This window comes from Agathobaculum desmolans ATCC 43058, assembly GCF_000701665.1.
Lineage (GTDB): Bacteria > Bacillota > Clostridia > Oscillospirales > Butyricicoccaceae > Agathobaculum > Agathobaculum desmolans.
This window is the reverse complement of record NZ_JNJN01000068.1, coordinates 1-9,167: the sequence shown is the minus strand read 5'-3', so window position 1 is coordinate 9,167 and position 9,167 is coordinate 1. Positions and strand designations below refer to the sequence as shown.

The following is a 9,167-nucleotide window of genomic DNA, read 5'->3' as shown; positions in this document are numbered from 1 at the left end:
CATCCACACTGCCAATTCCGCTAAGATACTCTTCAATGCAATGAATCTTAAATTCCTTGGAATACCTTCTGTTTCCACTTACAAAGGCTTCAATACCGTTCGCTTCGTACTTGGATATCCATCTATATATCTCGTCACGATTCATTCCATAAACATCTTGTAATTGAGAATAGGCAACCTTACCCGACTTATACGCTTCTATGATTTCTATTTTCTTCTCTGGAGTGAATTTTATTTTGCCCATAAAAAATCCTCCTAAAGTAGATTTTGGTTTTTTCCATGGTCTACTTTAGGAGGATCATATCACATGTCCTGACTTTTTTCCATTTTCACTGCAACTATCCTATGATATGCACTGCTGCGGCAAGGGCATCAGGCAGTTTCCTGTTTTTCCTTGGGCAGCAGGATATTGAGCAGAATTGCGACCAGTGCCGCCGGTACGATACCCGAGCCGCCGAAGATCAACTGGATCCCCTGCGGCAGGCCGGCCAGCACCGCAGTATTTGCGCCCAGGCCGTAGCCCAGACCGAGCGCGACCGATACGATGGTCATGCTGCGGGTGGTAAGCGGCTCGCGCGTAATAAGCTGGATACCGCTCATCACGATCGAGGCGAACATCATAACCGCCGCACCGCCAAGCACGCACTGCGGCATGATGGATACGAGTGCCGCCAGCTTGGGCAGCAGGCCGCACAGGATAAGGAACACGGCGCCGCATGCCAGTGCAAACCGGTTGACCACCTTGGTCATCGTAACCAGACCGACATTTTGGCTGAACGAGGTGTTGGGCAGCACGCCGAACAGTGCCGCAAAGGAAGAACCGAGACCATCGCAGATGATGCCGCCGGAAAGCTCCTTATCGGTTGCCTCACGGCCCATGCCGCCCTCCATCACGCCTGAAATGTCGCCCACGGTCTCCACCGCGGTTACGATGAACATGATCAGCACCGGCGCGATCGCACGCATATCGAATACGATCGGCACGGGCATGATCTCGGGCACGGCAAACCAGCTCGCCTGCGCTACCTTATCCCAGTTCAGCACCCATGCCTTGGTATACTCCACACCCTCGGGAGTGATGCCGGTAGTGGAAAGGAACAGCGGCAGCACGGCGCACACGATATAGCCGAAAATAATGCCGAGCAGGATGCACGAAAAGCTCAGAATACCCTTGGTGCAGTGCTTAAAGATCAGGATAACGACCAGCACGGACAGGGCGATCAGCAGGTTTTCCAGCGAGCCGTAGTCTGGCGCATTGCTGCCGCCGCCGAACGAGCCGACGCCGACGCCGATCAGCGACAGGCCGATGGACAGCACGACCGTGCCGGTGACGACCGCAGGGAAAAAGCGGCGCAGCGGCTTGAGGAAAAAGCCCAGAACGCCCTCAAACAGACCGCCGATGATGGACGCGCCCATCATCGCGCCGTAGGCCAGAATACCGCCGCCCATCAGCTGCGCCACGCTCTGGAACACGCCGATAAAGCCCGAGCTGGTACCCATGATGATCGGCACCTTACCGCCGACCGGACCGATCGCAAACAGCTGGAGCAGGGTGACGATACCCGCGATCAGCATCGCGTTCTGCAAAAGCGATACCTGAAGCGCCGCAAACTGCTCGGCATCGCTCATCGCGGCGCACGCGCTCGTAATGAGCAGAATGGGGGTCAGATTGCCGACGAACATCGCCAGCACATGCTGCAGCCCCAGCGGGATTGCCTGACCCAGCGGCAGCTTGTCCGTAAAGTCATACGGTCCGAAAAAGTGCTTTTCTTTTTTTCGTTCTCCATTTTACCCTCCCGTGTGAAATGAACCGATTGGCTGATATGTTCTTATTATAGCAAATTCCCGCCGTGATTGGACAAAAAAGTAATGTTTTTTCGGTTTTTCTCTCTTTTGCGCAAGCATAGGCACAAAAAGCGGTTTTCGCTTGTATTGTTTCACAGTGCCGCACCCATCCGTGGATGGCGCGCATAAAACAGCATTTGCTTTGCAAATGCATAAAAGCTGGGGGCGTGTACCTCAGCTTTTATACTTTGAAAGAGAAAAAGTTTCTGCACAGGAACTTTTTCTCGTCCGTGTTTGGCGCCGTCCAAACACAGATTGTCGGAAAAACAAAGTTTTTCGACAGTCTCAGGATCGCCCGATATTTTCGTTGTAATAGGCTTCAAACAAGCGCATCATCAGACCGGTATGTCGGTTTTCGCCCTGCCCGCGCAGGTATTTCCAGCAGGAAAGCGCAGTAATCAGCCCACCGACCGTGCACACGATCATATCCTGCATGGTGTCGCCTACACCGGTCGCAGCCACCTGCTGCGGATCCGCCCCGGAGAAGGAAACAAGGTATTCCCAAATCTCCCACAGCACGGCGCTCATCATGGCGAACATCCATGTGTAAAGCGAGGCGTTGAACGCATCCGCCCGTTCGAGCGCATGACCGGGCTTTTTGGTGAAATACACTGCCGTACCCAACACGGCAAACAGGAAACCTGACAGAAAATGCAGAATTTTATCCCAGTACGGCACCAGATCATACCCGCCGAACAGGCTGGCAAAGGGCACCGCCGCCAAAACGAACCAATCGAACACGATCTCCAGCAGATAAACCGGGCGCAGGCGGCACAGGCGATACAGCAGAAAGGGCACAGCGGGCAGCGCAAACGCGGCCGCCGCCAGCAGCAGATTATAAACCGTACCTTCCCGCAGCAGACATTTGGCCGACGCAAGCACGGTAAATACATAATAAAAAACCAATGTGCCGGTACGCACATGCCGTAACCGTTCCATGCTCCGCCTCCTTACTTATACTGCCGGTATGCGGCCACTGCCAGCTCATCACAGCGGTTGTTATACGGATTATCCGCATGGCCCTTGACCCAATGGAACTGTACGCTGTGTTTATCCAGTAAATCGAGAAGCCGTCCCCACAGCTCTGGATTTTTTGCCGGTTTTTTGTCGCTCTTCACCCACCCGCGGGCGCGCCAGCCCTTGGCCCAGCCCTTTGTGATACCATCGACGACATATTTGCTGTCCGAATACAGATCGACCTGACACGGCTCCCGCAGCATTTCCAGCGCGGTGATGACGCCGAGCAGCTCCATGCGGTTGTTGGTTGTGGATGGCTCCGAACCGGAAAGCTCCTTTTCATGTGCGCCGTATTGCAGCACCGCCCCCCAGCCGCCCGGACCGGGATTGCCGGAGCAGGCGCCGTCCGTGTAAATCGTTACGTGTTTCATATGATCTCCCATTTCGGTTTTTTCCCTATTATAGCAGACCGGGCGCGGTTTGTCAGGAAAAATTTCCGCATGGACGGGGAAATACCAAAACAAACGCCCCACGTTTTGTTCTGTAAAAAACATATCGTCCCGCTGTCATGCAGTTTTTCATCCGTATCCGGTATAGCAGTTTCTATACGTATCTCTGTTTGCGAACAGAAAAAGAACAAAGCGCTTCCGTCCATCGGACGGAAGCGCTTTGTTATGCTGTTAAATCGAGAACAGGTGGAATACCTTGGTGAGCAGCTCGGACACCAGAATGGTGACCAGCAGCACCGGTGCGATCCAGCGGATCATCACATGGTACATCTTTTCGCGGTGGAATGCGCCCGCGCCTTCCTTGACCTCGTCCGCGATCACCTTGGTGCCGATCACATGGCCGACCAGGATACAGGTGAGCACCGCAACGATCGGCATCAGCACCGAGTTGGAGATAAAGTCAAAGAAATCGAGGAACTGCATGCCGATGATCTCGATTGCGGCCCACGGACCGTAACCCAGACAGGACGGGATGCCGACCAGCAGGATAATGACCATAACCACAAGCGTGGCGGGCTTGCGCTTCATGTGGGTCTTATCCATTACGACCGAAACGATGGTCTCCATCAGTGAGATGGACGAGGTGAGCGCCGCAAACAGCACCAGCAGGAAGAATACCGCGCCGATGATCTCACCGAAGTGCATGGATTCAAACACCATCGGCAGGGTAACGAACATCAGGCCCGGGCCGCTGTTGATCTGGGAGGGATCGCCGCCGTTAAAGGCAACCACCGCCGGAATGATCATTAAACCTGCAACAAAGGCAAACAGCGTATCGAACACTTCGATCTGCGTGACCGAATGCTCGAGCAGGTTTTCCTTCTTCATGTAAGAGCCGTAGGTGATCATAATGCCCATTGCCAGCGACATCGAGTAGAACATCTGGCCGAGCGCACCCAGCACGGTGGAAAGCGAGAACTGTGAAAAATCGGGCAGCAGGTAATACTTCAGGCCTGCCATCGCACCCGGGATGGTCAGCGAATAAATGGCAACGAAAATAGCCAGCACCGCAAGGATCGGCATCATGAAGCGGCTGGCCCGCTCGATACCCTTTTCCACGCCGAAAATAACGACGACCGTTGTTGCCAGCACAAACAGCAGGAACCACGGGGTCGGGCCGCTGAAGTCCAGCATCGTGGCGGTGAGCGATCCGGCGTCAAAGCCGATAAAGCTGTCAAAGAAACCGCCGTTGTCGGCTGCGGTCATGCCCTGTCCGGTCACGAAGGTGAACAGGTACTTCATAACCCAGCCGCCGATCACGCAGTAATACGGCGTAATGATGACCGGTACAAGGGTGGCGATCCAGCCGAGGAAGCCAAACCGCTTATCCAGCGCCTTGTATGCGCCGATGCAGGAAAGGCGGGTCTTACGGCCGATCGCGATCTCGGTGACCATCAGCGCAAAGCCGAACGTGACGACCAAAATCAGGTAAACCAGCAGGAAGATGCCGCCGCCATACTGTGCAGCCAGATAGGGGAACCGCCACAGGTTGCCCAGACCGACCGCAGATCCCGCCGCCGCCAGCACAAAGCCGACGCGGCCGGAAAAGCTGCTTCTTGATTTCTGTTCCATGTTGTGTTCATAACTCCCTTGTGTAACTTTTATTTCTCTTGCCCCGCCGCAGGCTGCTGTGCCGCATCAAATTCATCCAGAAATGTGCAGGCGCGCAGCAGATTGTCCAGATGGTAGTTGCCCACCACATCCGCGTCCCTCCGCGGCGGAACGGCCATCCCCTCCGGGGCGGTCAGGCCGAGCACGGCAAGCCGCGCTGCATTTTCCGGCGACAGGCAGCCCCGCTCATCCATTGCGCAAAGGGCAGCCAGCTCCTGATACACCGACCGGGCAAGCTGTTCACATCCGCGCAGAAAAACGGCCTGCTCGGTACGCCCCTGCGGGCGCAGAACATACTGTTTTTCAAACAGCGCCAGTTCCTCCGCAATGCGGTGCAGCTGCTGTTCCAGCGGGGAAAGATCGGGATAGCGGCCGTGCAGCACGCGTTCCTCCACATAGGCGGGAACAGCCTGCCGGAAATGACGCAGCAGGCGGACGATCTGCCCGTAGTTGTTATACGGCTTGAGCGCAATGTTGACAGCCAGCGCCGTTGCCAAACCGATCGAGGTATCCAGCAGGCGGTTAACACCGTAATACAGCGCCTGATCCGCAGGGGAAAGGCAGACGGCGGAAAACACAATGCACGCCAGCGGCACGGCAAAGCGCAGCCGCAGCGACACGCAGAGCAGGATCAGCGCCATCATACCCAGACCGATCCCCACATACCGCAGCCCTTCGAACAGGTTAACGAACAGCGCCCCGAAGCCTGCGCCCAGCAGGATGCCGAAAAACTGCGTGCGGCAGGATTCAAACGCATCCCCCACTGTGCGGTTCATGGCAACGATCGCGCCGATGGCCGCAAAAATCGGCAGGGGAGAAGCACGCAGATCGGCCAGAAACAGCGCCAGTACAACTGCAAGCCCGGTTTTAACCGTCCGCAGCCCGATATGCGGCAATAGACGTCCCACGCGTTTCGCCTCCGAACGGGGGCGGCGCGGAACATCCTTCCGACCGGAAAAACGGCGCCGCCGGAAAATAATAAAAGTATTGTATCACATGTCATGTTTTTTCACAAGCTATTTGCAGGGGAAAAAGCAATCCTTCCGGCCGAAAAACACCGTTTTTGCCTGATGCAGGCGCGTTCCGCAAAAAGGGGACTTGTTTGACAACCTGTGTTATAATAATTTTACCGGATTCTAACAATAAAGGAGCGCGTATTATGGAAAAAAACTATCGTTTCGGCGTGCTTGGCGCAGGCAATATGGGAATGGCGATTGTGGAGGGCGCGGTGCGCGCCGGCTTGTTCCCGCCCGAACAGGCGCTGCTGTTCAACCGCAGCGAGGAAAAGCGGGAGGCGCACCGGCGGCAGGGCTATGCCGTAACCGATGATTATGCCGCGCTGTATACCGCGTGCGATACCGTACTGCTCAGCGTAAAGCCGCAGAATTTTGCGGAGATTCTGCCGGTTCTGGCCGTCTGCCCGGGAGAAAAGCCGCTTCTGGTCTCCATCGCCGCAGGCGTGACCTTTGCGCGCATGGAGCAGGCGCTCGGCGCGGATACGCCGATCATCCGCGTAATGCCCAATACGCCCCTGATGCTGGGGGAGGGCGCGACCCAGCTTGTTAAAAACAATGCGGCAACCACGGAACAGCTGAACGCCGTGCGCGCGCTGTTCGACACCATGGGCGTGACCGTTGTATTCGAGCAGGAGGATATGCTCAACGAGGTCATCCCCTATGCCGGCTCCGCCCCGGCATACCTGTATGCCTTTGCCGATGCCATGGTAAAAAGCGCGGTGCAGCACGGGATTTCCGAGGAGGATGCGCTCACCCTGTTCTGCCAGACCATGATCGGTTCTGCCAAAATGCTCCTGCGGCGCGATAAAACCCCCGCAGAGCTGATCGACGCGGTCTGCTCGCCCGGCGGCGCAACGATCGAAGCTATGCGCGTGCTGGAAGCGCGCGATTTGTATGGCATGCTGGCGGAAGCGAGCGATAAATGTATCGCGCGCGCATATGAACTGGGCAAATGAGCCTTGCCGGCATTGACTTTGCCGCTCCTGTATGATAAAGTAAAGAAAAGATTCCGCATCACTTTGAGAGGAAGTGGATACCGTGAAAAATTCGACAAAGGTAAAAGCAGCGCTGCTGCTGACCAGTCTGGCCTGCGCGGCAGGCGCAACCGCTGCGCTGATCCTATTGCAGAAAAAGCGCGAGGAAGAAGTTTACCACGAGGCAGAACTCAAGGCGATGGATGAGCTTGAGCAGATGATGCGCGAGGACCCGGACTGCGGCACCTGTGCCTGTGCCGAGGAATGCGCCGCAGCGGACGCCTCCTATCAGGATACGTTCGACGAGGAAATCCCCGAGGAGGACGACGAGGACGAGGTGGAGCCAATTCCTGCCGCCGAACCCGAAGCACCAACCGAAGAATGAACAGACGCGGGCGGAGGAAGCCTTCTCCGCCCGCCTTTTTTATCCCAGTCCGCCGGGGGCGGGCCATCAAAACAGAAAAGGAGCATAATGCCATGATCGATTACGAAGGCCGTGTATTCCGGCCGCCTTCCGAAGCATACAGCCTGATCGTGCAGGTCACGATCGGATGCAGCCACAATAAATGCACCTTCTGCGATATGTACAAGGAAAAGCAGTTCCGTGTGCGCAAGCTGGAGGATGTGAAGCGCGATTTTGACGAGGCGCGTCGGATGTACCGCCATGTCGGCCGCATCTTTCTGGCGGACGGCGACGCCCTGATGTGCCGCCCTGAGCATATGGCGGAGATCCTGCGCTATATCCGGCAGGTATTCCCCGAATGTGAACGGGTTACAAGCTATGGTTCACCGGCTTCCATCCTGGTCAAAAAGCAGGAAGATCTGAACCTGCTGCACGAGCTGGGTCTGGATATGATCTATCTGGGTGTGGAGTCCGGCTCGGACGAGGTACTGCGCCGTGTCAACAAGGGCGAAACTGCGGATGAAATCGTACACGCCGGCCTGATGGTCAAGCAGGCGGGCATGAAGCTGTCGGTCACGGCGATCGCGGGCCTCGGCTCGCTCGAGCTGAGCGAGGAGCACGCGGTCAAGACCGCCGAGGCGCTTTCCCGCATGAAGCCCGAGTATATCGGCCTGCTGACCCTGCTGTTTGAGCTGCCCACCCCGCTGATGCGCGACTGGCAGGAAGGGCGCTTTTATCTGATGAACCCGGTCGAGATCGCGCAGGAAACACTGGTGCTGCTCGAGCATATCGATGCAGAGGGCAGCGTGTTCCGCGCCAACCACGCCAGCAACTATGTCAATCTGGCCGGCACCCTTAACCGCGACCGTGAGGCCATGTGCGCCCGTTTGCGGCAGGCGCTGGAGGGCAAAATCCGTTTCAAAAACGAGGCATATCGGGCAAGATAACCAAAATATTGCAAATTTCTCCGTGTAAAATCGGGATAAGCAAAAGAAATTGTGTTATTTCCGTTACAATTTGAAAAAAACACAAGACAAAACCGCACGACTGTGATATACTGTCTTTGATTTGGGGTTAATGCGTTTACCGTGCCCCCGTTAAGAAGCTGTTAAGAACACCGTATCCCGTATGGAGGATTGCTGATGGATTCCGTATCCCATATCCGTGTTGCGCACCTGCTGCTGGATTATGTCGAGCAGACCTGCGGCGTGACTTTTGACCGAAGTGCTTTTGTATATGGCAACCTGAAACCTGACCTGACCGGTACCTATTTGAGCAAGCGCCATAATCCATCCATTATGATGGAGGAAGTGATGGATAAGATCCGCACCTTTACCGACCGATACACGATCGGGCCGGTCAACGGCAGCGAGCTGTCGGTCGATCTGGGCGAGATCTGCCACTTTATGACCGACTTTTTCACCTATCCGCATAACGATGATATCTATGAACGCAATCTGCTGGCGCACTATGTGTACGAAAAGCGCGTTGCGCTCGTCATCCGCCGGCGGATGACCGAAGCCCGCTTTGAGGAATGGGCCAGCCCCATCATCCCGCCGGTATCGGTGGACGGGCTGATCAGCCGCATCGGCTCGATGCATGATGCTTACCGCGCGGCAGGCCGCCGCCACGGCATCAACGATGATTTGGTACATATCTGCCGCGCGACTGCAATGGTCGTGCTGTCGATCATCAACATCGTTTATGAGCAGGTCGAAGTGCCTGCGGCCGCACTTGCATAAACAAAAAGTCAGGCACTTGATCCGCCCCTGTCAAGGTAGACCGGAGAAATAAATAAAATATAGTGCGGTTATGCTCGCCGTTTCCTTTTTCGGGAACGGTGAGCTTGTTT

General features: G+C 55.9%; 10 protein-coding genes. 4 read left to right on the top strand and 6 right to left on the bottom strand.

The features are described 5' to 3' along the window. The 6 genes from T363_RS0113010 to T363_RS0112985 all read right to left on the bottom strand — a co-directional run. A partial coding sequence (locus tag T363_RS0113010; RefSeq protein WP_031476501.1) for a helix-turn-helix domain-containing protein occupies window positions 1-244 on the bottom strand: 244 nt, incomplete at its 3' end. Window positions 245-372: 128 nt separating this feature from the next. Then, window positions 373-1,731: a uracil-xanthine permease family protein gene (locus tag T363_RS0113005; protein ID WP_051643284.1), complete on the bottom strand. Its 1,359-nt coding sequence runs from the start codon at window positions 1,729-1,731 to the stop codon at window positions 373-375. 399 nt (window positions 1,732-2,130) lie between these two features. Continuing rightward, on the bottom strand, window positions 2,131-2,784 hold the full coding sequence (locus T363_RS0113000; RefSeq protein WP_031476497.1) for a DUF2238 domain-containing protein: 654 nt from the start codon (window positions 2,782-2,784) through the stop codon (window positions 2,131-2,133). Window positions 2,785-2,795: 11 nt separating this feature from the next. After that, entirely contained in the window at window positions 2,796-3,233 is a 438-nt protein-coding gene (gene rnhA, locus T363_RS0112995; RefSeq protein ID WP_031476495.1) for a ribonuclease HI, read from the bottom strand. Window positions 3,234-3,482: 249 nt separating this feature from the next. Continuing rightward, window positions 3,483-4,883 (bottom strand): sodium-dependent transporter, encoded by a 1,401-nt coding sequence (locus T363_RS0112990; RefSeq protein WP_031476493.1) that lies wholly within the window; start codon window positions 4,881-4,883, stop codon window positions 3,483-3,485. Between the two features lie 29 nt (window positions 4,884-4,912). Continuing rightward, window positions 4,913-5,830: an FUSC family protein gene (locus tag T363_RS0112985; protein WP_031476491.1), complete on the bottom strand. Its 918-nt coding sequence runs from the start codon at window positions 5,828-5,830 to the stop codon at window positions 4,913-4,915. A gap of 251 nt (window positions 5,831-6,081) precedes the next feature. Between T363_RS0112985 and proC the strand changes: the two genes are divergently transcribed. The 4 genes from proC to T363_RS0112965 all read left to right on the top strand — a co-directional run bounded on the left by proC (window position 6,082) and on the right by T363_RS0112965 (window position 9,057). Beyond that, window positions 6,082-6,894 carry a pyrroline-5-carboxylate reductase gene (proC, locus tag T363_RS0112980; RefSeq protein ID WP_031476489.1) on the top strand — a complete coding sequence of 271 codons (813 nt, stop codon included), beginning with the start codon at window positions 6,082-6,084 and terminating at the stop codon, window positions 6,892-6,894. Window positions 6,895-6,976: 82 nt separating this feature from the next. Continuing rightward, window positions 6,977-7,297, top strand: a complete 321-nt coding sequence (locus tag T363_RS0112975; RefSeq protein ID WP_031476487.1) for a hypothetical protein — start codon at window positions 6,977-6,979, stop codon at window positions 7,295-7,297. A gap of 92 nt (window positions 7,298-7,389) precedes the next feature. After that, on the top strand, window positions 7,390-8,262 hold the full coding sequence (locus tag T363_RS0112970; RefSeq protein WP_078097051.1) for a radical SAM protein: 873 nt from the start codon (window positions 7,390-7,392) through the stop codon (window positions 8,260-8,262). Window positions 8,263-8,457: 195 nt separating this feature from the next. Continuing rightward, window positions 8,458-9,057: a zinc dependent phospholipase C family protein gene (locus T363_RS0112965; RefSeq protein WP_031476483.1), complete on the top strand. Its 600-nt coding sequence runs from the start codon at window positions 8,458-8,460 to the stop codon at window positions 9,055-9,057. Window positions 9,058-9,167: the final 110 nt, after the last annotated feature.